Raw genomic sequence first — 26,385 nt, 5'->3', positions numbered from 1 at the left:
CGCGAAGGCGTCGTGTCATCCAACAACGATGTCGTCTGACACGACGCTTTCGCGAGCAAGCCCGCTCCCACAGGGAGACCGAGTTACCCACAGAATCAGGAGGACACCGCCCCATGGCCGCATTTGCCCATTCCGTCGGCGCCCAGACCTACCGCTTCGACAGCCTCAAGGACGTCATGGCCAAGGCCAGCCCGGCGCGCTCCGGTGACTTTCTGGCCGGCGTTGCCGCGCTCAATGACGGCGAGCGCGTGGCTGCACAAATGGCGCTGGCCGACATCCCGCTCACGCATTTTCTGCAGGAAGCGCTGATTCCCTACGAAGCCGATGAAGTCACCCGACTGATCATCGACACCCACGACAAACAAGCCTTCGCCGTGGTCAGCCACCTCACCGTCGGTGGTTTCCGCGACTGGCTGCTCAGCGACGCGGCAGACGAAACCAGCCTGCGCGCCCTCGCCCCCGGTCTGACCCCGGAAATGGTCGCCGCCGTGTCGAAAATCATGCGCGTGCAGGATCTGGTGCTGGTGGCGCAGAAGATCCGCGTGGTCACAAAATTTCGCGGCACCCTCGGCCTGCGCGGGCGCTTGTCGACCCGGCTGCAACCGAACCATCCGACCGACGAGCCCTCCGGCATCGCCGCGAGCATTCTCGACGGTCTGCTGTACGGCAATGGCGACGCGATGATCGGGATCAACCCGGCCACCGACAGCATCGCCTCGATCTGCGCGATGCTGGAAATGCTTGACGCGATCATCCAGCGCTACGACATCCCGACCCAGGCTTGCGTGCTGACCCACGTCACCACCTCGATCGAGGCGATCAACCGGGGTGTGCCGCTGGACCTGGTGTTCCAGTCGATCGCCGGCACCGAAGCGGCCAACGCCAGTTTCGGCATCAACCTCAATGTATTGCAGGAAGGCTATGACGCGGGGCTGAGCCTGAAGCGCGGCACCCTCGGGCAGAACCTGATGTATTTCGAAACCGGTCAGGGCAGCGCGCTGTCGGCCAACGCCCACCACGGTGTCGACCAGCAGACCTGCGAAACCCGGGCCTACGCCGTGGCGCGGCATTTCAAGCCGTTTCTGGTGAATACCGTGGTCGGCTTCATCGGCCCGGAATACCTCTATAACGGCAAACAGATCATCCGCGCCGGCCTCGAAGACCACTTCTGCGGCAAGTTACTCGGCGTGCCGATGGGCTGCGACATCTGCTACACCAACCATGCCGAAGCCGATCAGGACGACATGGACACCCTGCTGACCCTGCTCGGTGTGGCCGGAATCAACTTCATCATGGGCATCCCCGGCTCCGACGACATCATGCTCAACTACCAGACCACCTCGTTTCACGACGCGCTCTACGCGCGCCAGACCCTGGGCCTGAAACCGGCGCCGGAGTTCGAGCAATGGCTGGCGAACATGGGCATTTTCACCCAGGCGGACGGCAAGGTTCGCTTTGGCAACAACCTGCCGCCGGCCTTCCGCCAGGCGCTGGCGCAACTGGGATGAGTGTTATGGAAAAACCGCCTGTCGACCCGCAAAACCCGTGGCTGGAACTGCGCCGCCTGACCCCGGCGCGCATCGCTCTGGGCCGTACCGGCACCAGCCTGCCAACCAGCGCCCAGCTGGATTTCCAGTTCGCCCACGCCCAGGCGCGGGATGCGGTGCATCTGCCGTTCGATCATGCCGGGCTCAGCGCGCAACTGAGCGAGCGCGGGCGTGACAGTTTGTTGCTGCACAGCGCGGCGACCGATCGCAACAGCTACCTGCAACGCCCGGATCTGGGGCGCAAGCTCAGCGACACCTCGGCGCAGAGCCTGCGGGATTACGCGCAGGCCAACCCCGGCGGGGTCGATCTGGCGATTGTGGTGGCGGACGGCCTGTCGGCACTGGCGGTGCATCGGCATACCCTGCCGTTTCTGACCCGCCTGGAGGAGCAGATGAGCGCCGACGGCTGGTCGCTTGCCCCGGTAGTGCTGGTGGAACAGGGCCGCGTCGCCATCGGTGACGAGATCGGTCAGTTGCTGGGTGCAAAAATGGTCGTGATGCTGATCGGAGAGCGTCCGGGCCTCAGCTCGCCCGACAGCCTCGGTTTATATTTCACCTACAATCCAAAAGTCGGGCTGACCGATGCCTACCGCAATTGCATCTCCAACGTGCGGCTTGAGGGCTTGAGCTACGGCATGGCGGCGCATCGCCTGCTGTATCTGATGCGCGAGGCCTGCCGGCGGCAGCTGTCGGGGGTCAATCTGAAGGACGAAGCACAGGTGCAGACGCTGGAGTCGGAGGCCGGTGCGGACATGAAGGGAAACTTCCTACTCGATCCGCCCACAACCTGAACCGTTTCCGCATTGCGTTTCTGCGCTGCTTTCAGGCAGGATCGATGCACGGCCGCAGGGTTTCCCATCGCCGTCAGAGCAGTTGAAGACAGCCACTTGAAGACGAGACCTATCATGCGGATTATTCAAGCGACCCTCGAACACCTGGATTTGCTGACCCCGTTGTTCGTCAAATATCGCGAGTTCTACGGTTCCCTGCCCTACCCGGATTCCTCCCGCGCGTTTCTCGAAAAACGCCTGCGTCGCAAGGAGTCGGTGATTTATCTGGCCCTGGCCGATGATGACGACAAGAAGCTCATGGGGTTCTGCCAGCTGTATCCAAGCTTTTCCTCGCTGTCGCTCAAGCGCGTGTGGATCCTCAACGACATCTATGTCGCCGAAGACGCCCGCCGCCAACTGGTGGCCGACAACCTGATCCGCACCGCGAAGAAAATGGCCAAGGAAACCCAGGCCGTGCGCATGCGCGTTTCCACCAGCAGCAACAACGAAGTGGCGCAGAAAACCTACGAATCCATTGGTTTCAAGGAAGACACCGAGTTCAAGAACTACGTGCTGCCGATCAGCGACGAGCTCTAGCACTCATCAAGGGCCTGTTGTGGCGAGGGAGCTTGCTCCCGCCGGGCTGCGAAGCGGCCCCACCTCAGTCATCTCAACAGGTCAGGCAAATCAAGGCTTGGGAGTGCTTCGCCCTCCAGCGGGAGCAAGCTCCCTCGCCACACCAACCTTGCCGCCACCATCAATGCCTGCCTGACATTTGTTCACACCCCGACATCCCTCGCTACAAAACCAACGCGCTTTTCACCTCTCAGACCGTATAATCCCGAGCTTTCCGGCTTGTAAGAAAAACTACACCTCGCTGTAGGCTTACACCCGAATCATCCGCACAGGCCTGCCGAGTCGGGCCGTCACCACAGGTGCCCCCATGGATTTCAACCCGCTCGACCTTATCCTGCATCTCGATGTGTACCTCGATTTGCTGGTCACCAACTACGGGCCGTGGATCTACGCGATTCTGTTCGCTGTCATCTTCTGTGAAACCGGTCTGGTGGTGATGCCGTTCCTGCCGGGTGATTCGCTGTTGTTCATCGCCGGTGCCGTGGCGGCGGGCGGTGGCATGGATCCGGTGCTGTTGGGCGGGCTGCTGATGCTCGCGGCGATCCTCGGCGACAGCACCAACTATGTGATCGGCCGAACGGCGGGCGAAAAACTCTTCAGCAACCCGAACTCGAAAATCTTCCGTCGCGACTACCTGCAAAAAACCCACGATTTCTACGACAAGCACGGCGGCAAAACCGTGACCCTGGCGCGCTTCCTGCCGATCATCCGTACATTTGCCCCGTTCGTCGCCGGCGTCGGGAAAATGCCCTACCCGCGTTTCTTCGCGTTCAGCGTGTTCGGCACCATCCTCTGGGTCGGCGGCCTGGTGACCCTGGGTTACTTCTTCGGCAACGTGCCGTTCATCAAGAAGAACCTGTCGTTGCTGGTGGTTGGCATCATCCTGCTGTCGCTGGTGCCGATGATCATCGGCGTGGTGCGCAGCCGTTTCGGCGGCGCGAAAGCCGAAACCCACTGATCCGATGTGGTCACTGAGCGCCTGGCGTCGCCGGCGCATTCTGGCCAGGCACCCGATTGCCGACGACCTGTGGCAACGGGTGCGCCATCACCTGAGCTTTCTCGACGGCATCAGCGCCGCCGAAGACCAATGGTTGCGTGAAGCCAGCGTGCTGTTTCTCGAAGAAAAACACCTGACCGCCCTGCCCGGTGTCGAACTGCATCAGGAACAACGCCTGCTGCTCGCCGCCCAGGCCCAGTTGCCGTTGCTCAATCTGGGCGATTTGAACTGGTATCAGGGCTTCCACGAAATCGTCCTCTACCCCGACGACTTCCTCAGCCCGCAACGGCATCGCGATGCCAGCGGCGTCGAGCACGAGTGGGACGGCGAGCACAGCGGCGAAGCCTGGCAACAGGGGCCGATCATCCTCGCCTGGCCGGGGGTGATGGCCAGTGGTGGCTGGGAAGGCTACAACCTGGTGATCCACGAACTGGCGCACAAGCTCGACATGCTCAACGGCGACGCCAACGGCCTGCCGCCGCTGCACGCCGACATGCGCGTCAGCGACTGGGCCGAGGTCATGCAACACGCCTACGATGACCTCAACCGCCAGCTCGACCGCAATCCCGATGCCGAAACCGCCATCGACCCGTACGCCGCGGAAAACCCGGCGGAGTTCTTTGCGGTCACCAGCGAATACTTCTTCAGCGCTCCGGATCTGCTGCACGCGGCTTATCCACAGGTCTACTTGCAACTGCAGCTTTTCTACCGGCAGGATCCGTTGGGCAGGCTGCGGCAACTTCAGGCCACAGACCCGGTCTATCAGGCGCACGAGTAAGCGCTGCACGACTTCTGGTACGTGGCGTCGACGTAGGAATATGCCTATAATCGCCGCCACTTTTTGGTCAATCCGGCCAAGTGTTTTTGGTCAACTACGGGGGCAACGCCCAATGAGCTACAGCAAGATTCCGGCTGGCAAAGACCTGCCGAACGACATCTACGTCGCGATCGAGATCCCGGCCAACCACGCGCCGATCAAATACGAAATCGACAAAGACAGCGATTGCCTGTTCGTTGACCGTTTCATGGCCACCCCAATGTTCTACCCGGCCAACTACGGTTACATCCCGAACACCCTGGCTGACGACGGTGATCCCCTCGACGTGCTGGTTGTGACCCCTTACCCGGTTGCTCCAGGCTCGGTGATCCGCGCGCGTCCAGTCGGCATCCTGAACATGACCGACGACGGCGGCGGCGATGCCAAAGTCATCGCAGTCCCACACGACAAGCTGTCCCAGCTGTACGTCGACGTGAAGGAATACACCGACCTGCCACCGCTGCTGATCCAGCAGATCGAGCACTTCTTCGCGAACTACAAGGATCTCGAAAAAGGCAAGTGGGTCAAGATCGAAGGCTGGGCTGGCGCTGATGCCGCTCGCGACGCGATCACCAAGTCGGTTGCTGCCTACAAGGGCTAAGCGCCGGCTGGCTGCATGACGCTTGAAGAAAACCCCGGTTGATCCGGGGTTTTTTGTGCCTGAAAAACGCCGCTTTAAACAGTGTGTTTATTGCGGACTACAGAAAAGTTTCGAAGTGAGTGATTTCCCACAAGCACGTCTTACATCCAGTCGCAAAATACAGGCTTTTTTTGAACAGCCGGTTTATTCAAACCGCTCTGGCACGGCCGTAGACTCGGTGTTTATGAGAAAGAACACTAGCGGTCCAAGATTCAAGGCACTCCTGGAAGCAGCGAACATCACCACCACGGGATTCGCAAAGTTCTGGGGCACGGAAGCCCAAAACATTCATAACTGGTACACCCGGGGCGTCCCGGCGTATCGCATGGAGGAAGTTTCACGCCTGCTCTCGGTCAACAGCGAGTGGCTGAAAACCGGCGAAGGCAGCAAAGAGTCACCCCGCCTGCAAACGCCTGCCAGCAACGGCGACACCTTCGACGCGCAGTCCGTCAACGGCGTCTATTCCATCATCAACCCCAACGACATCGAACTGCCGTTTTTCAAGGAAACACCTCTCAGCGCCGGCGCCGACAAAACCCACGTCATCCTCGACCCCGAGCAGACCGTCCGCCTGCCCCGGGCCCATCTCGCCCAACTGGAAATCCGCCCAAGCGACGCCATCTGCGCGCACATGATCGGCAACAGCATGGCCGAGCGCATCGAAGACGGCTCCATCGTCGGCATCGACCGCGGCCTGACCCAGGTGGTCGACGGCGAAATCTACGCCATCGAACACGACGGCATGCTGCGCATCAAATACCTGCACCGCATGCCCGGCAACGCCCTGCGCCTGCGCAGCCACAACAGCGCCGAATACCCGGACGAAATCTTCCGCGCAGCGCAGATCGATGAGCAGCGCATACACATTCTGGGCTGGGTATTCTGGTGGTCGACCCTGGGTAAACGCCGGCCGGTGGTGCCGTTTCTCTGATCTGATACGGATCTTCGATCCTGCACCAACCCCTGTGGGAGCGAGCCTGCTCGCGAAGAGGCCCCGAAAATCAGTACAAATTACGAATTTTGCCCCCCGCGGTGGCTCTATTCCGCAGTTGAGGCTGGGAATCCCCAACAAAACTCAGTATCCTGCGCCCCACATTTGCGCATCGCCCCGCTCCCGCGGCCCAGATGACGCCTGACGCGGTAGACCAACGTCTGACCAAGTCCCACAGCCGGACGCAGATCCGGGTGTACGTTTTGAAGGCTGACGCGGTTTACCAAAAATAAACCAAGCCAGTCCCCGAGAAGCCGGCCACAAGCCGGCTTTTTAATGCCTGCTAAAAAATATCCTATTCGGCCTTTCGGCATATAAATGAGCCGAGACACGGCGACTTACGCTTTTACCGCACCAGCGCTAACTCGCGAAGGCATCCTCAGCGAGCGTTAATTTATACTCGCCCGCCAGTCAGTTAAAAAACACCCATCAGCACAGGGATGCGCCCATGTCCGTTCCAACCTACGATCAGTTCATTGAGCCGATCCTGCGTTTTCTCGCTACAAAGCCCGAGGGCGCTATTGCTCGGGACGCGCACGAAGCAGCAGCGAAAATGCTGCAACTGACCGAAGCACAGCGCGAAGAACTGATCGCCAGTGGCCAAGCTACCTACAAGAACCGATCAGGTTGGGCGCACGATCGTCTCAAGCGTGCAGGCCTTTCCAGCAGTGCCAAACGCGGTTATTGGAAGTTGACTGATGCAGGCCTGCAGTACGCCAAGGAGCATGCATTTCCACTGTCGGCCAAGGATGTGGAGCATTTAGCAATCGGTTACATGAATGTGAAGCTGAAGGTCGCGCCTGATGCCGAGCCACTGGATGACCAACCAAATGTAGAGCCAGATTTGGCCTCCGCCACCGAAAGCCCCGACGACCGACTGGAGCGAGCGCTAAAAGAATTGCGCGATGCCACGGCGGCCGACCTTTTGGATAACTTGCTGCAAGTCAGCCCCAACCGCTTCGAAGTGATCGTGCTGGATGTGCTTCATCGCCTGGGTTACGGCGCCAGTCGTAATGATCTGCAACGTGTCGGCGGTTCCGGTGATGCCGGCATCGACGGCATTATCTCGCTCGATAAATTGGGGCTGGAAAAGGTTTACGTTCAGGCCAAGCGCTGGCAGAACACGGTTGGCCGGCCTGAACTGCAGGCGTTCTACGGAGCGCTCGCTGGGCAAAAAGCCAAGCGTGGCGTTTTCATCACTACGTCCGGCTTCACAGCGCACGCTGTCGACTTTGCCAAATCGGTGGACGGTATTGTGTTGGTAGACGGCACGCGGCTGGTGCATCTGATGATGGATCATGAGGTGGGCGTGACATCCCGTTTGTTACGGTTGCCAACGCTGGATCGCGATTATTTTGATGAGGAATGAGTTCAGTGGTGAGTCAATTTGGCCCGGTTATTCGATTCCCATATTGGGCTTGCCGTGAAAAGTGATGGCACACTAGAATCACGACAATTGTTCTACCAACCCCCACGGATCGAGGGTTACATCAGCACGGGGCGAGGCCGGGACTGAATTCAGTTTAGGTTGATGTGCAGGTCAAGGAGACCACTATGTCGGACGTTAAAAGCATCAAGGATCAGAAGCTTCTCTACCATCTCACTTCAGTTGAAAACCTGGATGGGATTTTCAGGGATGGCTTGAAACCTCGCGCCGGCCTCTCGGGTTTCAAAGACGTCGCAGATGCTGAAATCCTGAAAAAGCGGCAGGCTCTGCAGCTCGACAACTACGTCCCCTTCCACTGGTTTGCGAAGAATCCATTTGACGGAAGCGTTCAGCGCAATAGGCCAGAGGCACAATTTGTGTTGATCTCGGTCTACAGATCAACAGCCAAGCAATACGGCTGGAAAGTCATTCCACGCCACCCGTTAGCGGGCGACTCAATACAGCTACTTGATTACGAACAGGGTTTCGAAGCCATCGAGTGGGATGTCATGAGCAGTCGCGATTACCTGGATCCTCATTGCAAAAGCATCTGCATGGCAGAGTGTCTCGCACCGGGGATTGTTAAACCTGATGCCTTCTTCAAAATCTTCACCCCCAGCGAAGAAGTTGATGCACTTTGCGTAGCTAAATTACAGGCGGCCGATGTTAATGTGCAGACCAGCGTGAACCAGAGAATGTTTTATCAATGATCTATACCAACCTGAATCCAGAGAAAGCTCTGATTTGGCGTATCGTCCATCGCGATAACCTGCCCTGGATTCTGGACAACGGTCTGCATTGCGCAAACTCGGAAGCAAAGGCACCTCAGTACGTGAATATCGGCAACGTCGACTTGATCGACAAACGCCGTTTCCGTCAGGTGCCTATCGCACCCGAAGGCGTACTGGCCGACTACGTGCCCTTCTATTTCACACCCTTCTCGGTGATGATGCAGAACATTCACTCTGGCTGGAGTGTTCAACAACGCGGCAATGACGAGATCGTGATTCTGGTCTCAAGCCTCTATCGCGTTGAAGAGCTTGGCCTACCGTTTGTCTTCACAAACGCTCATGCCTACCCGAGTTGGACAAACTACTACAGCGATCTGGCGAATCTCGACCAGATCGATTGGTCTATCCTTCAACGGCGCGACTTCAAGCGCGATCCTGACGACCCTCGCAAAATGGAGCGTTATCAGGCTGAGGCGCTGATCCACCAACATTTACCGATTACGGGACTACTGGGCATCATGTGCCACACCGATGCAATGAAAGTACGCATAGAAGCAGACGTGGCCGTTAGAGGCTTGACGTTGCCGGTCCATGCGCGTCCCAAATGGTATTTCCAATGATCAGATTCACCCAAGGCAACCTGCTGGAAGCCAAAACTGAAGCGCTCGTCAATACGGTGAATACCGTGGGCGTGATGGGTAAGGGCATCGCGCTGATGTTCAAAGAGCGCTTTGCGCAAAATTACCGCGTGTATGCAGCGGCATGTAAGGCCGGGGAAGTAGAAACCGGCAAGATGCACGTGACGGCCACCAATGAACTCGATGGCCCCCGCTGGATCGTGAACTTCCCTACCAAACGCCATTGGCGTTCACCGTCGCAAATGGCGTGGATAACTGAAGGCTTGCATGATCTGCGTCGGTTTCTGCTTGAGAACGACGTGAAATCTGTCGCCGTCCCACCTCTCGGTGCTGGTAACGGCGGTTTGAAGTGGCCTGAAGTACGCGAGCAGATTATAGAAGTGCTGGGTGACCTGGATGTCGATGTATTAGTGTTCGAACCCTCTAATCAGTATCTGAATGTCGCTAAGCGCGATGGCGTTGAGCAACTCACTCCGGCACGCGCACTGATTGCTGAGTTGGTCCGGCGTTATTGGGTTCTGGGCATGGAATGCAGCCTGCTCGAAATTCAGAAACTGGCTTGGTTTCTTGAGCGTGCCATCGAGAAAATTCCAGGTACCGAGAATCCGCTAAACCTCAAATTTGTCGCTCATAAATTCGGTCCGTATGCCAATCGATTGGAGCATCTGCTCAACAATCTGGATGGCAGCTATCTACATTGCGACAAGCGCATCAGTGATGCAGGAATCACCGATGTCATTTGGTTTGATCAAGATCGCAAAGCCTTTTTGCAAACCTACCTCAAGACTGAAGCCAAGGAATACTCCCAGGCTTTAGAGCGAACGGCTGAATTGATCGACGGTTTTGAGTCACCTTTCGGCATGGAGTTGCTGGCCACCGTTGATTGGTTGCTGATTCGGGAAAGGATTGCTCCAACCGTTCCTGCGGTACGTAAAGCACTGAAGAACTGGGACGGTGGGTCAGGAGCTGCGGTGCGTAAAAACAAGTTATTCGATGATCAGGCACTGGGAATCGCGATCACTCGTCTGACATCCAGCAGTTTCAGCCCGGAACTAGCGGCCTGATATCGTTATGAAAGGGGGCAAGAAGTACTTGCCCCCTTACCGTCCCCAGACTGAAACGGACATTGCAATAAGCCATTAGCACATCCGCCCTAATTGCCCCGCGCCCAACCTCACCACTAAATTTCCATTCTGTTTTTGTGCATTACAAAAGCGCCAAGGAATGGAGCAACACCATGTCGTCTTTTTTCAAACTCAATCAATCCGCTGTTCTACTGACCGCACTCCTGACCGCTACCTCTTCAGCCTTGGCAGAGGAGCAGAAGCTCGTCGGTGACTGGTGGATCATTTACGGCAACGGTGTTCCCCACAAGAACATCATGTATGTCGCCGACAGCACTTCAGTCGTGCCGTCGAAGCAGACCAAGGGGGCCAAGTTGGTCGCCGTGACGCTGGTGTATGAGGAACCGGGCAAGCCGATGATCGATGCCTACAACCTCGAGGTTCAGTGTTCGACGAACAAGGTCCGAATGCTCAATGGCCAGTCGGTTGATCGCATCGCCTACATGATGCGCAACCTGAAAGTTAATGACCAATGGCAGCAGCCGAAAGAGTTCTGGGTGCAGCGCACCAGCGAGTTCGTTTGCTCACCTGCCAAAAAGGACATGATCGCGCTGGGCAAGATGGAGTACTTGCAGATGATTCAGGGTATGCAGCAGATGTTCTTCAAACTGGCGCCGATTCAGGAGAAAGGCCAGATGATGGACAACCTCGACTCGATCCTGGGCAACAAGTAAGCGGCGGGAATCACGATGAACCCATGGACTAAAACGTTATTGGCGCTGCTGATAACGCCCGCTGTTTTGCTGATCAATGGTTGCCACTTGATTGCCCAGTCGCGCTGGGAAGGACGCGATGTTCAGGAAGCGCTCGATCTGTTTGGCAAACCCGACTCGATGAAAAAACAGACCGGGGCCAACGGCGAGAATCTGGCTGTGCTCACCTGGTACAAATCGTCCAGTTGGACCACCACGGAAGCGGCCGGTACTTCAATGAATCACACCGGTAACGGCATGGTTTACACCGAGTATTACCAGACGGTCGGCCACAGTTCCGATTGCAAACTCGAAGCCACCGTCAACAAGGCGAAAAAGATCGTGCTGTTCAGGATCGAGGACGGAAAGATCATCCACGGCAAGTGCATCAACGTGCCGTTCGTGCCTGGTTATATTCCGCCTGGTTTCTAGTGCAACCCTGAGCAGGCTGCTGCTCAGGGATAGCTGAACGATTTCACCAACGTCAACTCCCCCACCGCCCGCATCGGCACCACAAACGTCTCCATTTTCTCGCTTGGCGTGCCTTCCTCGGTAATCACCGTCACCTGCGCCGTGGTCAGCGGCTGCACCGCCTCCTCCCCACCTTCATCATCCCCCCGATACCCCCCGCCGAAGTAGTTCACATACACCAGATACTGGCCCTTGATCGGCGCCGGCATGGCGAAGATTTCCGGGCCGTAGCCGGTGGTGACGTCGACGTCGAGCGCGGCGCCATTGGGTGCGACGCGGTCGCCGTACCAGATGTGCGCGCCGTCGGGGGTGATCAGGTGCAGATCGAGGTCGGTGCCGTCGCTGTCCCAGGAGAGCAGCACGCGCAGTTTGGCCGGGGTGGCGCCGCCGCTGGCGTTGAGGAATTGGGTGCGGTGGCGTTGCTGGCCGTCGGGGCTGCGCACTTCGACGCTGTTGCTGCCGTTGGGGAAGGAGAACGGGCGGTCGAAGCGGCCACTGTCGTCGATTTTCAGCGGCATGCTGACACCGTTGACGATCAGCCGGCCGGGATCCTTGCTCTTGGGGGTGGCTTTGATTTCGCCGCTGATGCGCGCGGTGTTGGCCTGGCCGACCGGGGTGTTGACCGAAGAGGCCGGGTAGTTGACGGTCTGGCGGAAGTTTTCGCCTTCGCCCTCGGGCGCGCCGGTGCGCCAGCCGCCGACCGGGGTGTCGAGTTTGACGCTGTCAGCGGCCATTGCCATCGGCCATGCATTGAACGCGCAGAGCAACAGCAAGACCTGTGGGTAACGGAGTGTCATGGTCTATTCCAGCAAGAGGTGACGGGCGAGCCCTTCGATGTAGGTTTCATCCTGGCCATTGGGATGTGCTTCAAAGGCCAGGTGCAAGTATTCGTGAGTCAGGTCGAGGCGATCCTGCAGGGTCAGCACGCCGCGCACGTAAATGCGCTGGCGTTCGCGATCGACAAACGGGCGGCCGAACGCCAGTTTGCACACGGCGAATGTGCTGACTTCGTTGTAGCCGGTTTCGCTTTCCAGGGTCGGACGCCAGCCGCGACGCTGCTTTTGCAACCAGTCTTGCGCGGCGGGCAGTGCTTCGCAGGAGGCCACCGGGTTGTCCCAACGGCTGAGGCTGGCGCGCGGGTAGGCGTGCAGCAGAATCGCGTCGTAGCGCTGGCCGGCGTTGGCCTGTTCGACGGCTTGTTGCCAGGCGAGTTTGTCCGGGCCGGGTTGATCGGAGTGATAGGTGACGGTGCTGCCGGCCAGCACCAGATCCGCGGTCCACGCCGCAATGTTGCGCGACTCGGCGGAGGCCGGGCGCGGAGCGACGCGCTGACGGTTGCTGCTGTCGTCGATGCTCAGGCAATCGCCGTTGCGCGTGGCGTTTTGCAGCAGATAGGTGCGGATCGCCACGGCCAGTGCCTTGGCAGCTTCGGCGGGTTCAGGTTTGGCTTCGCGCTCAAGGACGCGGGCGACGTATTCTTCGCGATCAAGTCTGGCGACCAGTTTGTCGTCGAGCAGAAACAGCTCACCGGCGCTGTGGATATCCAGCGCGTTACCGCTGGCGAATTCGACGCGGTAATCGCCCTGCAATGGGCCCGAAGTCACCACCCGATCACCGGCCAGAACCCGGGAAACGGGATAACGCGAAAACAGACCGACCTCTACACAACGCCCTGCTTCCGCCGGCCACGAAGAAGGCAGCACCGTCGCCAGCGCCTGACCGTAATGGCGCAAAACCATCTGACTGGTACCACGCCCACTGGCCCAGATCGGCGAGCCGTCCGCCGTCCAACCGGCGAAACCGCCCTGCCGCGATTGCGGATCCTGATCGCCGAGCCAGCTCCAGGTTTTCACCCGCAAGCGCCCGCCCAGCTCACCGACGACATTGCCGTCCGCCGCATTCAGCACGACGTCGAGCAAGACGCGGCGCATCTGCTCCTGCGCTGGCAGCACCGACAACACCTTCAGCAAGTCAGTCACGGAAACCCGCGTGGCCGGTTGCACGGTTGGTAAATCCAGCAACCACGAAGGCGCCTGCCGCACCTGCCAATACGTGCGCCAATCGGCAGCAGCGATGCCCAATCGCGCCGGCTCAAAGTACAAGCCGCAGGATTTGACCAACGCCTGATCACGCTCGATCTTGCCGCCCGCCGAGCAGCAATAAACCTCCTCCTTCGATTGCCCGCGACATTCATACGCTGGCTCGCGCGCGCCGGTATCCACCAGCCACGCGTAGACGAACAATTTCCACAGACTGCCCAGCGGGGTATCCAGCGTCGACGGCAACGGTTCGCGAGCGATCAGTTGCGTGTGATTCAACGACAGCAACTCGCCCTTGTACGCCAGCCGCAGCGGCTCATCCTGCGCCGTCGCCAGCGCAGGCATCACACACATCAGCAGCCACAGCAGCGGCCGGTTCATGTCAGTTGACCGTGACCTGACCGAGGGCGGCTTTCGCTTCCCGGGCCTGATGCTGCGGCGCGTAGACCTGAGTGAAACGCACCGGCGGCAGGTTGAACTGACCCTTCTGCGAGAACCGCACCAGATGGCGCAGGCGCAATTCGCCGCTCAGCGCATCCACCGGCACCGCGTAGGCCAATTGCCCCGGTTCGAAGCGCGCCTTTTCCAGCGCGGTCGGCTCGGTGCCGTCCTTGCCCTGCAACTTGATGCCCCAGGTGGTGCGCTCGACGTCGGCGCCCGGTGGCAGCGGCACTTCGAGCATGCCGTAGCGCAGCGGTTTCGGCGCCTTGCTGGTGAGGATCACTTCGTCCAGGTACAGGCTGTCGCTGGACAGCGGTTTGCTGCCGACCGGCTCCAGTTTGAAGGTGAACGCTTCATCGCCCGGCACCAGCCGCGACAGGCGCCGGGTGATGGTCACGGCCATTGGATCGACCGCCGGTTGCTGGGTCTTGAAGCTCAGTGCCGCCCGCAGCGGTCGCTCCTGAGTCCCGGACACCGACAACACGCTCGGCACCGGCGTCGCACCCTGCCAGGTCCAGAACATCTCACCGGTTGCGCCGTAGTTTTTCTTCCAGCCTTCACCCGGCATCAGCGCGATGGTCGGCGAGGCCTGGGCGATGCTGCGTTGCAACCAGCTCAGCGCCAGGGCGCGTTCGAGGGTCGATTGCTGTGGCAGCAGACGTTGCAGCAACGCTGTCGCACGGGCCTGATCGAACGCTTGCAGCGACAGGTTCAGCGCTTCGACAAACGGCTGCGAACTGACCGCCAGACGCTGTTGTGCCGCAGCGACCTGGCGATCGAACGCGTCGGGCAACGCAACTTTCGACTGAGTCGCCAGCGCCGCGGTCAATACCCGCGCCGCCGCCAGACCGAGCGCCGAATCCGGGTCGCTCATCACCAGGCTGTCTTCGCCGTCGTCCATCAGGGTTTCGGCATTGCCTTCACCAGCCTTCGCCAGATCGTCCATCAAGCCGCTGAGCAAAGTGTTCACCGGCAGATGCATCTGCTTGGCGAACGACAGGATCAGCGCCCGCTGCAGCAGTGGCGTGTTCGGCGCTTGCTTGGCGTAAACCTCCAGCACTCGCTGCCAGTGCTCCGGTGGCAAGGTCAGTTCCAGCACCTGACTGGCGTTCCAGTCGGCGTAGTAGGCGTAAGCGGTGAGGAACGCGTCCGGCTCGCCGTCGAAGCCCCACCAGGTGAAGCTCGCCGACGGCCCGGCCATTTGCACCAGACGCAGGCGGCTGTTCTGCATGATCAGGCGCAGGCGATCGCGGATCTGCGGACTCGACGCCAGCGACGGATACGCGATGCTCAGCGGCAGCAAGCGGCTGGCGGTCTGCTCGACGCCGCCATACGGGTAGCTCAGCAAATCATCGAGGGCGGAACGGAACAGCGCTTGCGGACTGTCATCCAGACGCAGACGAATGTCAGTGGCGTCGGCCGGCAGGCTCAACGGGGTGTCGCCGCTGGCGACGTCGAAGCTCTGGGTTTGCGTGACTTGCCAGCCGTCACCGGTCGCGCTCAGGCGCACGGCAAGGGCGTCAGCGGTTTTGCCGTCCTGCACCAGCTCGGCAGTCCACTCACCCGAGGCCAGGGCGAACGCTCGCAGCGGCACGTAGTTGATGCCGTTGATCAGGGTCACCGGCAGGCGCTGTTCGGCGCCAGCGTAATGGGTGACCAGCTCAGCCTTGACCGGTTTTTCGGCCTGGCTGAAGGCGAACACACCGAGTTGCGGCTGATCGCCCTTACGGAATTTGCTCGGCCCGCTCCACTTCAGGTACAGCGGTTTTTCCGAACGGACGAACTGCTTCTTCTGCCCGACCTGGCCGTCATCGGCAATGGCCCGCGCGGTGATGCGCCAGCGAGTCAGCGAGTCCGGCATCTTGAAGGTGAAACGGGTTTTGCCGTCGGCACCTGTGAGCAATTCCGGCTGCCACGCGGCGGTGTCGACGTCTTCACGACGTGGGCGCTCCAGCACTTTCACCCCACGTTCGCTGCGGTTGGCCTTGCCCGGCGCGCCGGGGCTGCCCGGCAACGCCACGTCGTAACTGATGAACGACAGGCTGGCGCTGGTGCGCACATTATTGCGACGCGGGTGGTAGAAGAACTGGTCGATGGTCGGCGCGACTTCCGGTTGCAGCGCGTAGACCATTTCATCGACAACACTCACCGTCAGATGCGCCGGAACTGCTTTACCGGCGAACTGCGTAGTCAGGTCGACGGTCACCGTGTCGCCCGGCAGATACACCTGTTTGTCGGTGCTGATCGCCACGTCGATTTGCGGGGCAATCACTTTGATCCCGGCGTTCTGGAAGCTGTACTGCCCGCCCTTGGTGTAGAGCACCGAGAAGGTCAGGTTCGGCGCGAAGTTGTCCTTCACCGGAATGCGCGCGCGGTATTGGGTGTCGCTGAGTTTTTCCAGTTTCAGCCAGTCGCCGCCCTTGGCCAGCAGCGCGGTGGCTTCGACCTTGTCGCGCTCCAGCGACAGCAGTGCATCGCTGACCGGCTCCGGGAAGGTGATCAGTGCCAGCGCTTCATCGCCGGCCTTGTACTCGGGCTTGTCGAGGACGATTTCCACAGTGCCCGGCACCGCTTTGACACCGTCGCCGGTGACCGAATGGCCGGTGGCGCCGAGGACGCGACCGTGTTGATCTTTCAGCGTCAGGTTGTAAGTACCCGGACGTTCAAAGGCCAGACTAAAGCCTTTGTCAGTCGCCGCGAGTTTGCCTTCGCCAGTGCTCTGGTCTTCCAGACGCACCCAGCTGTAGCTGCTTGGGGTCACGGCTTTGCTCTGCTCGCTGCCGCCCTCGTTGGCGTAGCTGAACGCGACTTTGTCGTTGACTGCGCTGAAACGTTGCGGCGCACTCAGGCGGAAGCTCGCGGCGCCACGGTCGATGAGGATTTCCTTGGTGGTCTTGACCCGATACGCCGCGCCATCGCTGGCAAACACGGTGAGCATGTAACGGCTCGGTTTGTCGGCGGCCGGCAGGTCGAGGGTCGCGTTGCCCTTGCTGTCAGTGGTCAGTTCGGTGCTGGTCAACTCCACCGGGAATTGCCCGAGGTATTGCAGCTCATTGTCGACCATCGACAGTTGCTGGGCACGCAGGCTCAGGCTCAGTTTGGCGTTGGCCACCGGTTTGCCGTCCGGGTACAGCAGCACCAGACTGCCCTTCACCGGCTCGCCGGTGCGGTAATCCTGCTTGGCCAGATTCAGCGAAATTTCGAAGTGCGGCTTGATGTACTCGGCCACACGGAAAGCGCTGCTGTAGGCCTGATCCTTGTAGTTGAAGCGGATCTCGTAACCACCGGCCACAGCGTTATCCGGCAACTGGAAGCGGCCCTGGGTACCGGCCTTGGAATCGAGTTTCAGGTCGAGGCGTTGCAGCTCGGTGCCGGTGGCATCAAGCACACTGACGTTGACGTCAGCAGCGCCCGGCAGCACCGAATCCCGCGCATTCTTGAACTCGCGACCGACGATTTTCAGCGACACCCAATCCCCCGGGCGATACAGCGGTCGGTCGGTGAACGCATAGAGTTTGGTGTCGTAGATTTCGCTGTCGTAATAGAAGTTTTCCGAGACGAACACCCCGCCCTCTTCGTCCTCGCCAATCACGAACGAACGCTCGGGGCTGACGTGTTTCAGCCGCAGCAAACCATCGGCATCAGTGGCACCGCTGCTCATCACGCCGAGGCCGTCAGTCCACAGCACATTGACCTTCGGCACCGAACTGCCTTCGTGTTTGCGTGCGGCCCAGACCAGCAATTCATCGCCGGCAATTTTGCTCACCGCCACGGTGTTGGAAACGAAGACCATGGTGGTCGCGCGGTACTTGCCGATCAGCGCTTCGACCAGGTACAGGCCCGGCTTCAGGTTGCCCAACGGGATGTACACGTTACCCGGCGCAACGCTGACGAACTCGCTGGAAGACCCGGCCAGATTGACCCCGGCCGGCGGCTGGATCGGCTTGGCTTGCCACAGCGGATAACGGAACTGGCTGACCACCGGCAGACCCGGAATCAGCGCGAATTGCGGCTGCGCGTCGTACGGCGTCGGCGCGGCGATGGCGTTGCCCATCTTCAGTTCCGGCACTTCCTCGGTGACCTGCTTGCGCGACTCGTAGGAGAACGCGCGCTGCATCACCCGCCGCGATTTGCGGTACCAGTTGTCCCACAGGTACGCGAGGGTGTTGGACAGGCCTTCGCCCTTGAACTGGCCGTCGCTGACCACGCGGTGCAGGTTCTTCTGGCGCTTGAGAAAATCCAGCGGCTTGTCGATGCGGTACACGCGAATGTCGGCGCCGCCGTACGGCTCCATGCGGAAACGGCGGTAGTCGCGGCCCGGTGCTTCGAGACGCACCATCGCCTGTTCGTCGGCGGCGAAACTGCTGTCGGCCAGCAGGAAGAAGCTTTCACCGGTGACCGGCGTGTAGCCGCTCGGCTCCACCGAATCTTCAGCATTGACGGTCGCCAATGGCAGCAATAGCGCCAGCAGCAGAGGAATTCGAGCGCAGAGTCGCAGCATGCGGGCACCGGTCATTGGGAGAGAAAGTTCAGTCGATAGACGCCGATGAAGTTGGGGTTGGCTGCGTCGGGTATCCATCGGGTGTCCTTCCATGTCATGAGTTGCTGCAGGCTTGCCGAACGCATGCCGTTGTCAGTGGGGGTGGTCGTGCCGGTGTGATAGGCGATGTAGCGGCCCATCCAGATCATCAGGTGCTGGTCGTCGCCCTGATCGAAAAACATCAGGTCGCCGGGGCGCGCCTGGGACACGTCGCGGCTGACCAGATGGCTGTTGAACTGAATCAGTTTGATCGCGTTGACGTACGGCCCGACCTTGCCGCCGCCCTGCTGCCATTGCTGGGCGAGCTTGCGCTGCTCGTCGCTGAGCGTCAGCTCCGGCGGCAGGTAGCGATTGGACAGGCCATTGCTGCGCAGCCACTTGTCGTCGTGGACTTTCAGCGCTTCGTTGGCGGCGAAACGCACAAGGCCTGCGCAGTCCTGCTGATACCAGCGCGGGCTCGGGCCCTGGCTCAGTTGTTCCTGAGCGATGCGCACGAACCAGGCGCGGAACACCTGGGACTGCGCCGGATCCAGCGCCGGCGTTTCGACGGCTCGGGCGCCCGCGCTGAGCAGTAGCGCGAGCAGGCCGAGGCTGCGGATCAGTGTCGTCACAGCGCTTTCCACTCCAGCGGCAGCCATTGCCAGTGGCCGTCAGGCTCGCTGCCTTCCGGCAGGGTCAGGGCGTATTTGCCGTAGCCGCCGAGGGTGCGCAGTTTCGGAATCAGGTAGGTTTGCGCGGCGTTGTAGAACACCGGCTCCATGTCCTGCGGCAGGCTGTCGAGGGTTTCCTGCTGCATCAGTTGCGCCATCGAATCCGGGCCGAAGTAGATCGGCATCAGCACATCCTTCGGCAGCACGTCAGCCATCGGCGGGAAGCGTTTGTCGAGGGTACCGAGGGCCTTGTCCACCAGTTTGTCGTCGAGGGAAAACAGCAACGTCGAACCGTGACGGGCGAGGCTGACTTTCATGAACGCTTTACCGCTGATGGCGTCCGGGTTCTCGGCAGTCTTGGCGGCGTACGGGCCGAAATTGGAGCTGACCTGACGCTGCCAGACATGGCTCTGGCCTTCCTGTTTCTCGACCACCGGGAATGCGTGTTCATCGACATTCGTCTCGTAGGCGCCCACCATCGAACCGAACAACGTGCCCAGGTCGCCATCGAGCTTGCCGCTGTCCTCGTCCTTCAGGCTGGCAACCAGCAACGGCGTGTACAACCGCGAATCGGCGTACCAGCACAGGCCCGCCGCGCCAGCCACGTGTTCGGTGAGTTTCTGCGCCACCGCTTCGTCGGCGCCGAGTTTCACCAGCAGCGGTTTCTGCGGCTCGGCCGCCACCGGCAGAGTCACACAGGCACTGGCGCCCAGCGGCATGGCTTGCCACACCGGTTTGAAATCGAAGTCCGGCTGGTTATCCAGTTCATCCATGGCCAGGTAGCTGTGCCAGCCCTTGTCGTCCATGTCGAAACGCAGCCCGGCGAAGTTCGGGATGAAGCGCTGATAGCCCATCGCAAGGACGCTGGAATTGACCGACAGACGCTGTTTGATCTCCGGCGCCTTGGCCGGCAGACCGAAAGCCTCGGGGAACAGTTTGTCGCCGTTGAGCAGCGCTGCCAGCGCTTGCGGCGAGACATGCCCGGACTCTTCCGATTCGCCACTGGCCGGGTCGTAATATTTGTTCGGGTTGGACAGCACCACCAGTTTGTCGCCGCGCGACGCGAACAGCAGCGATTTGCTGGCGTTGTAGCTGAGCTGGTACAGCGGTACTTCGTCACCGCCGACCTTGAGGCTGCCGAAGACGCTGAGTTGCGAATCGTCCAACGCCACTTTCGCCAACGGTTCGAGCAGTTTCGCCAATCCGCCGCGATCCATCACCAGCAGGAAATCCTTGAGCCGGCCATCCGCACCGCGCCACAACGCGACGTCGGCCGGTTGATCGAAAAGCTGCTCGATCAGGCTGTCCTGCAGCTTCAGGTCGTGTTCGTAGATGATCCGGCGCAGGCTGCCGATTAGCCCCAGGCGATCGGCGTGGGTTTCGTAATAGAAGACGAAATCCTCGGTGAGCGTGGCCTTGAGGAACGGCACCGTCAGCAGGTCCTTGGGCAACTGGCTCAAGGAGCGGGTTTCCAGCAGCGCATCCGGACGACTCAGGCCGAGCTTGTCGCTGGCCAGTGCCGCCGCCGGCACCTTGGGCTTGTGCAGGAGCCAGCCGAGACCACCGGCCACTCCGGCCACCAGAACCAGGCCGATCAGCAGCGCTGGCCAGCGCCGGGAAGGTTGGCCGGCAGGTGTCGGGACGGCCGGAGAAGCAGCGTTATCACTCATGTTCACAAAACCCGAAGTTCATCCGTGGTGCGGGATGCTTAATAGTTGAAAGTCTTGACCAGCAGCAGATCACCGATCGCCCGCAGGGGCACGATGAACGTTTCACGTTTTTCGTCGACCGTGTTTTCGTTGAGCACCAGCGTGATTTGCGAGGTGATGACCTCGTTCTGATTGCTGGCCTCCTCGAAGTTATAGCCGCCGTCGCCGAAGTTGCCCCAATAGTTGACGTAAACCAGATAGGTGCCATGCAGCGGCGCGGTCATGGTGAACATTTCCGGGCCGGGGCCATCGACACCATCCGGGTCCAGACCGCCACCGTTGGTCAACGCCGTATGGGCGAAAAACGCGTGCTGGCCGTCCGGGGTGATGATGTGCAGGTCGAGCTCGGCCTTGGGATCGTCCCAGCCGAGCACCACACGGATCTTCGCCGGGGTGCGCAGGTTGTTCGCTTCATAGAACTGCACGCGCTTGAGCGACTGGCCCTCGGCACTGCGCACTTCGACACTGTTGGAACCCGCGCCGAACGCATACGGCCGGGCGAATCGCCCGTCATCGTCGGTGTACAGATTCAATGGATTGCCGTTGACCGCCAGCGTGTGCGGCCCGCGCTGATTGCCGATGGCCTTGAGCTGGCCCTGAATCATCGTGCGATTGCGCTGAATGCCGCGATCGATCGGCGGCGTGGGATAGGCGACTTGCGGGTTTTCACTGCGGTCGAGCAGACCGTTGTAACGCCAGCCACCGGATGGCTCAGACAGCTCGGCAGTCGGCGCCGCCCACAGCGCAGGCGCGCAGGCCAAACCGATCAGCAACAAAAGAAATGAACGCATGTAGTGCCTCCTGCCATGCCTGAACGAAACCTTGCACCCGATCCTCGGTACTTCACAGCGGTGGAAACTGCGTTTCGTCTGAAAGACCCCGTGACCAGCGGGTCGTAGAAGGCGCGAAGATTAGCGATTCGGCAGTTTTTTAACAATCGGATACATCTGGATTTGCTGTGGGAATCACGCCGTACGGGTGGACTGTGAGCCGAATAGCCGTCATATTCGGCTCACTAAATGAGCCGAATAGCATTTCTATTCGGCTCACGCCCCTATTACAGGCAGTAACCGATGACCACTCAATGGATCTGGCAGCAGCCGGATTGGCCCGACTTCAACTGGCAGGCAGAACGTCTGGCGCCGCTGCTGCGTGAATGCGTTCAGGCACAAGGTCAGTTGATGGGCATGGCCGGATCCGTGGGCAACTCCCTGAGCGCTCAGACCGAACTCGACGCACTGCTGCAAAACATCGTGACCTCTTCGGCCATTGAGGGTGAGCAGTTGAATGTCGGCTCGGTGCGTTCGTCATTGGCTCGACGCCTGGGGCTGGAATTGTCTGACGGCGATAAAGTCAGCCAACGCAGCGAAGGCTTGGCACAACTGATGCTCGACGCCACCCGACGCTTCGCTGAACCACTGACGCTGGATCGACTGCTGGAATGGCATCGATGGTTGTTTCCGGATCAGGAAAGCGACTTCAGCGCACGATCAATGCATGTCGGTGCGCTTCGCGGCGAGGAGCCGATGCAGGTAGTTTCCGGTCGTCTCGACCGGCCCACTGTGCATTTCGAGGCCCCTCCGCGCCAAGGTCTCGAGCGACAGGTGGATAAATTTCTCGCCTGGTTCGAGGCCAGCCAGCATCAAACAGCGCTTGATCCTTTGCTACGTGCCGGCATCGCGCATTTCTGGTTTGTCACGCTGCATCCGTTTGATGACGGCAATGGTCGCCTTACTCGCACCCTTACCGATCTGGCGCTGGCGCAAGGTGAAGCCCAGGCGATCCGCTTTTACGCGATGTCGGCCAGCATTCTGGATGACCGCAACGGCTACTACCGAGTGCTCGAGGCCAGCCAAAAGGCCACGCTGGACGTCACCCAATGGCTCACCTGGTTTCTGCAGACGCTTTTACGCAGTCTGCAGCAAGCCATCGCACGGATCGAAAGCGTGCTGGGCAAAACACGCTTCTGGCAGGCACACCGTGAATCCGAACTGTCGGTGGAACAGAGTAAAGTGCTCAATCGCCTGCTCGACGGTGGAGAACGAGGTTTCGAGCACGGCATCAGCGCGGCACAGTATCAGGCGGTGGCCAAGGTCTCGAAAGCCACGGCAACCCGCCATCTGGCGGAACTGCTGGAAAAGGGCTGCCTGCAAAGAATGCCGGGGGGGGGACGGAGTACCCGCTACAAAATCAATTACCCGGGCGATTCCTCAAACTGACCACTGGCATCTGTAGTGAGGGGATAAGGGTCGGCCGCGCCCCGCTCATTTGCCCATAAACCCCCTATCTGCTAGTGTCGCGCCGGTTTAACGTCAACCGGAAATCGCCGCCATGGCCCGCAAAAAAGCTGCACTGGATTTCGAACAGTCCCTCGCCGACCTGCAAACACTGGTCGAGCGTCTGGAGAACGGTGAATTGTCGCTGGAAGACTCGCTGACCGCTTTCGAGCAGGGCATCGGCCTGACCCGTGACTGCCAGGCAGCGCTGGCCCAGGCCGAGCAGAAGGTGCAAGTGCTGCTGGAGCGCGATGGCGAACTCGCCGAGGAACCCTTCGACGCGGAACAGCCAGAATGATTGCGGCGTATTCGGCGACCAGTCAGGCGCGGGTCAATGCGGCACTGGAAATCCTCTTCAAGGCTCCACTGCCGGAACTGTCGCGCCTGTATGAGGCAATGCACTACAGCGTGATGATCGGCGGCAAACGCGTGCGCCCGCTGCTGGCCTACGCCGCGTGCGAAGCGCTCGGTGGCAAGGCTGAGCAAGCCAACGGCGCGGCCTGCGCGGTGGAGCTGATCCACGCCTATTCGCTGGTGCACGACGATTTGCCGGCGATGGACGACGACGATCTGCGTCGCGGCCAGCCCACCACCCACAAGAAATTCGACGAAGCCTGTGCGATTCTCGCCGGTGACGGCTTGCAGAGCCTGGCCTTCAGCGCCCTGCTCGACCCGCGCCTGAGCAGCCTCGACGCCGACATCCGTCTGCAACAGGTCACGGCGCTGGCGCACGCGGCAGGCCCGGCGGGCATGGTCGGCGGTCAGGCCATCGACCTCGGTTCGGTCGGTTTGAAGCTGGATCAGCAAGCACTGGAGCAGATGCACCGGCACAAGACCGGCGCGCTGATCGAAGTCAGCGTCAAACTCGGCGCCCTGGCCAGCGGCCGAGCCGAGCAGGATGAGCTCAAAGCCCTGCAGACTTATGCACAGGCCATTGGTCTAGCCTTCCAGGTGCAGGACGACATTCTCGACGTCGAAAGCGATACCGAAACCCTCGGTAAACGCCAGGGCGCCGACATCGCCCGCGACAAACCGACCTACCCGGCCTTGCTGGGGCTGGACGCGGCCAAAGCCTACGCTCTGGAACTGCGCGATCAGGCCCTGCACGCGCTGCGACCGTTTGACGCGGCAGCCGAGCCTTTGCGCGACCTGGCCCGGTATATCGTCGAGCGGCGCAACTGAACGCCAACCTGCCAAAAAAGACCAACGCGTGGGCAGGGGGCGATGCATCAGGTAAACTGCCGCATCTTTTATACCTATAACGATTCGCCTGATGCCCACGACGTTTCATGAGATTCCCCGCAAGCGCCCGACCACGCCCCTGCTCGACCGCGCGAACACGCCGGACGGCCTGCGCCGGTTAGGCGAAGCCGAGCTGGAAACCCTGGCCGATGAGTTGCGCCTGGAATTGCTCTACACGGTCGGTCAGACCGGTGGGCATTTCGGGGCCGGCCTGGGCGTCATCGAGCTGACCATCGCGTTGCATTACGTCTTCGACACCCCGGATGACCGGTTGGTGTGGGACGTCGGTCATCAGGCGTATCCGCACAAGATCCTCACTGGTCGCCGCCAGCGCATGGAAACCCTGCGTCAGAAGGACGGCATCGCCGCCTTCCCGCGTCGCGCCGAGAGCGAGTACGACACCTTTGGCGTCGGCCACTCCAGCACCTCGATCAGCGCAGCGCTGGGCATGGCAATTGCCGCCCGCCTGCAAAACAGCGATCGCAAGGCGATTGCGGTGATCGGTGACGGCGCGCTGACTGCCGGCATGGCCTTCGAGGCGCTGAACCACGCGCCGGAAGTCAACGCCAACATGCTGGTGATCCTCAACGACAACGACATGTCGATCTCGCGCAACGTCGGTGGCCTGTCCAATTATCTGGCGAAGATTCTTTCCAGCCGCACCTACGCGAGCATGCGCGAGGGCAGCAAGAAAGTCCTGTCGCGCCTGCCCGGCGCTTGGGAAATCGCCCGTCGCACCGAAGAATACGCCAAAGGCATGCTGGTTCCCGGCACCCTGTTCGAAGAGCTGGGCTGGAACTACATCGGCCCGATCGATGGCCACGACCTGCCGACCCTGATCGCCACCCTGCGCAACATGCGCGATCTGAAAGGCCCGCAGTTCCTGCACATCGTCACCAAGAAAGGCAAAGGCTTCGCCCCGGCGGAAGTCGACCCGATCGGTTACCACGCGATCACCAAGCTCGAACCGCTCGACGCCCCGGCCGCTGCGCCGAAAAAGGCCGGCGGGCCGAAGTATTCGGCGGTGTTCGGCGAATGGCTGTGCGACATGGCCGCGGCTGACCCGCGTCTGGTCGGGATCACCCCGGCGATGAAGGAAGGCTCGGATCTGGTGGCGTTCAGCGAACGTTTCCCGCTGCGCTACTTCGACGTGGCGATTGCCGAACAGCACGCGGTGACGTTCGCCGCCGGCATGGCCTGCGAAGGCGCAAAACCGGTGGTGGCGATCTACTCGACGTTCCTGCAACGCGGCTACGACCAGTTGGTGCATGACGTCGCGGTGCAGAACCTCGACGTGCTGTTCGCCATCGACCGCGCCGGTCTGGTGGGTGAAGACGGCCCAACTCACGCCGGCAGCTTCGATCTGTCTTACCTGCGCTGCATTCCGGGCATGGTCATCATGACCCCAAGCGATGAAAACGAATTGCGCAAAATGCTCACCACCGGCCACCTGTACAACGGCCCGGCGGCGGTGCGCTACCCGCGTGGCACCGGCCCGAACGCGACCATCGACAAGGATCTCGAGCCGATCGAAATCGGCAAGGGCATCGTCCGCCGCCAGGGCAGCAAAGTCGCTTTGCTGGTGTTCGGCGTGCAACTGACCGAAGCGCTGAAAGTCGCCGAGAAGCTGGATGCGACCGTGGTCGACATGCGCTTCGTCAAGCCGCTGGATGAGGCACTGGTGCGCGAAATCGCCGGCAACCACGAATTGCTGGTGACGATCGAAGAGAACGCGGTCATGGGCGGTGCCGGTGGCGCGGTCAGCGAGTTCCTGGCGCGCGAGAATATCCTCAAGTCGATGCTGCATCTGGGCTTGCCGGACATTTACGTCGAACACGCGAAACCGGCGCAGATGCTGGCCGAGTGCGGGCTGGACGAAGCGGGAATCGAAGCTTCGATTCGTGAGCGTCTGGAACTGCTCAACAAGTAACACGCAATACCCATGTGGGAGCGGGCTTGCTCGCGAAGGCGCCGGTTCAGTCGATGATGAGTTGACTGAACCGGCGCC

23 protein-coding genes are annotated in these 26,385 nt (G+C 60.6%); 17 read left to right on the top strand and 6 right to left on the bottom strand.

Annotated features, from left to right (window positions below; translation table 11 throughout):
- Positions 1-113: 113 nt before the first annotated feature.
- The 13 genes from QMX91_RS15140 (at position 114) to QMX91_RS15080 (ending at position 11,441) form a co-directional block, all read left to right on the top strand.
- Positions 114-1,508, top strand: coding sequence for an ethanolamine ammonia-lyase subunit EutB (locus QMX91_RS15140; RefSeq protein ID WP_096796313.1), 1,395 nt, complete (start codon positions 114-116; stop codon positions 1,506-1,508).
- Positions 1,509-1,513: 5 nt separating this feature from the next.
- Complete coding sequence (gene eutC / locus QMX91_RS15135; RefSeq protein WP_223007249.1) at positions 1,514-2,338, top strand: ethanolamine ammonia-lyase subunit EutC; 825 nt, start codon at positions 1,514-1,516, stop codon at positions 2,336-2,338.
- Positions 2,339-2,452: 114 nt separating this feature from the next.
- Positions 2,453-2,914, top strand: a complete 462-nt coding sequence (locus QMX91_RS15130) for a GNAT family N-acetyltransferase (protein ID WP_003228592.1) — start codon at positions 2,453-2,455, stop codon at positions 2,912-2,914.
- Positions 2,915-3,260: 346 nt separating this feature from the next.
- Positions 3,261-3,911, top strand: a complete 651-nt coding sequence (locus tag QMX91_RS15125; protein ID WP_003228594.1) for a DedA family protein — start codon at positions 3,261-3,263, stop codon at positions 3,909-3,911.
- A gap of 4 nt (positions 3,912-3,915) precedes the next feature.
- Positions 3,916-4,728, top strand: a complete 813-nt coding sequence (locus tag QMX91_RS15120) for a zinc-dependent peptidase (RefSeq protein WP_027612913.1) — start codon at positions 3,916-3,918, stop codon at positions 4,726-4,728.
- A 112-nt stretch (positions 4,729-4,840) separates the two neighbouring features.
- On the top strand, positions 4,841-5,368 hold the full coding sequence (ppa, locus tag QMX91_RS15115; RefSeq protein WP_008052339.1) for an inorganic diphosphatase: 528 nt from the start codon (positions 4,841-4,843) through the stop codon (positions 5,366-5,368).
- 223 nt (positions 5,369-5,591) lie between these two features.
- Positions 5,592-6,338 carry a helix-turn-helix transcriptional regulator gene (locus QMX91_RS15110; RefSeq protein WP_027612915.1) on the top strand — a complete coding sequence of 249 codons (747 nt, stop codon included), beginning with the start codon at positions 5,592-5,594 and terminating at the stop codon, positions 6,336-6,338.
- A gap of 508 nt (positions 6,339-6,846) precedes the next feature.
- Complete coding sequence (locus tag QMX91_RS15105; protein ID WP_098965795.1) at positions 6,847-7,767, top strand: restriction endonuclease; 921 nt, start codon at positions 6,847-6,849, stop codon at positions 7,765-7,767.
- 185 nt (positions 7,768-7,952) lie between these two features.
- Entirely contained in the window at positions 7,953-8,534 is a 582-nt protein-coding gene (locus QMX91_RS15100) for a DarT ssDNA thymidine ADP-ribosyltransferase family protein (RefSeq protein WP_098965796.1), read from the top strand.
- The gene (locus tag QMX91_RS15095; protein ID WP_096796317.1) at positions 8,531-9,175 is read left to right on the top strand and encodes a DUF4433 domain-containing protein; all 645 of its coding nucleotides are present in this window, start codon (positions 8,531-8,533) and stop codon (positions 9,173-9,175) included. The genes QMX91_RS15100 and QMX91_RS15095 overlap by 4 nt, the downstream gene beginning before the upstream one ends.
- Positions 9,172-10,257, top strand: a complete 1,086-nt coding sequence (locus tag QMX91_RS15090) for a macro domain-containing protein (protein WP_135296644.1) — start codon at positions 9,172-9,174, stop codon at positions 10,255-10,257. Before QMX91_RS15095 ends, QMX91_RS15090 begins: the two co-directional genes overlap by 4 nt.
- Positions 10,258-10,430: 173 nt before the next feature.
- Positions 10,431-10,991: a hypothetical protein gene (locus QMX91_RS15085; protein ID WP_282412972.1), complete on the top strand. Its 561-nt coding sequence runs from the start codon at positions 10,431-10,433 to the stop codon at positions 10,989-10,991.
- Positions 10,992-11,006: 15 nt separating this feature from the next.
- Positions 11,007-11,441, top strand: coding sequence for a hypothetical protein (locus QMX91_RS15080; protein ID WP_047296849.1), 435 nt, complete (start codon positions 11,007-11,009; stop codon positions 11,439-11,441).
- Positions 11,442-11,464: 23 nt separating this feature from the next.
- Here the strand turns inward: QMX91_RS15080 and QMX91_RS15075 are convergent, their stop codons facing one another.
- The 6 genes from QMX91_RS15075 to QMX91_RS15050 are packed head-to-tail and all read right to left on the bottom strand — an operon-like array spanning position 11,465 to position 21,650.
- Complete coding sequence (locus tag QMX91_RS15075) at positions 11,465-12,277, bottom strand: DUF2135 domain-containing protein (protein ID WP_098965801.1); 813 nt, start codon at positions 12,275-12,277, stop codon at positions 11,465-11,467.
- A 3-nt stretch (positions 12,278-12,280) separates the two neighbouring features.
- Complete coding sequence (locus tag QMX91_RS15070) at positions 12,281-13,900, bottom strand: DUF2300 domain-containing protein (protein ID WP_282412971.1); 1,620 nt, start codon at positions 13,898-13,900, stop codon at positions 12,281-12,283.
- A 1-nt stretch (position 13,901) separates the two neighbouring features.
- Entirely contained in the window at positions 13,902-18,476 is a 4,575-nt protein-coding gene (locus tag QMX91_RS15065) for an alpha-2-macroglobulin (RefSeq protein ID WP_282412970.1), read from the bottom strand.
- Positions 18,473-19,138 carry a DUF1175 domain-containing protein gene (locus QMX91_RS15060; protein WP_045121987.1) on the bottom strand — a complete coding sequence of 222 codons (666 nt, stop codon included), beginning with the start codon at positions 19,136-19,138 and terminating at the stop codon, positions 18,473-18,475. The genes QMX91_RS15065 and QMX91_RS15060 overlap by 4 nt, the downstream gene beginning before the upstream one ends.
- Positions 19,108-20,820, bottom strand: coding sequence for a DUF2138 domain-containing protein (locus QMX91_RS15055; RefSeq protein WP_135296649.1), 1,713 nt, complete (start codon positions 20,818-20,820; stop codon positions 19,108-19,110). The genes QMX91_RS15060 and QMX91_RS15055 overlap by 31 nt, the downstream gene beginning before the upstream one ends.
- A 38-nt stretch (positions 20,821-20,858) precedes the next feature.
- On the bottom strand, positions 20,859-21,650 hold the full coding sequence (locus tag QMX91_RS15050; RefSeq protein WP_282412969.1) for a DUF2135 domain-containing protein: 792 nt from the start codon (positions 21,648-21,650) through the stop codon (positions 20,859-20,861).
- Positions 21,651-21,932: 282 nt separating this feature from the next.
- Here QMX91_RS15050 and QMX91_RS15045 point away from each other — a divergent pair, with 282 nt between their 5' ends.
- The 4 genes from QMX91_RS15045 (at position 21,933) to dxs (ending at position 26,307) form a co-directional block, all read left to right on the top strand.
- Complete coding sequence (locus QMX91_RS15045; RefSeq protein WP_201136464.1) at positions 21,933-23,078, top strand: Fic family protein; 1,146 nt, start codon at positions 21,933-21,935, stop codon at positions 23,076-23,078.
- Between the two features lie 112 nt (positions 23,079-23,190).
- On the top strand, positions 23,191-23,433 hold the full coding sequence (locus QMX91_RS15040; RefSeq protein WP_003228627.1) for an exodeoxyribonuclease VII small subunit: 243 nt from the start codon (positions 23,191-23,193) through the stop codon (positions 23,431-23,433).
- On the top strand, positions 23,430-24,317 hold the full coding sequence (ispA, locus tag QMX91_RS15035) for a (2E,6E)-farnesyl diphosphate synthase (RefSeq protein WP_282412968.1): 888 nt from the start codon (positions 23,430-23,432) through the stop codon (positions 24,315-24,317). Before QMX91_RS15040 ends, ispA begins: the two co-directional genes overlap by 4 nt.
- 91 nt (positions 24,318-24,408) lie before the next feature.
- Complete coding sequence (gene dxs / locus QMX91_RS15030) at positions 24,409-26,307, top strand: 1-deoxy-D-xylulose-5-phosphate synthase (protein WP_247840993.1); 1,899 nt, start codon at positions 24,409-24,411, stop codon at positions 26,305-26,307.
- Positions 26,308-26,385 lie beyond the last annotated feature (78 nt).

The organism is Pseudomonas sp. PS01299 (assembly GCF_029960145.1).
GTDB classification, from domain to species: domain Bacteria; phylum Pseudomonadota; class Gammaproteobacteria; order Pseudomonadales; family Pseudomonadaceae; genus Aquipseudomonas; species Aquipseudomonas putida_A.
This window is presented reverse-complemented; position numbering and strand designations above follow the sequence as displayed.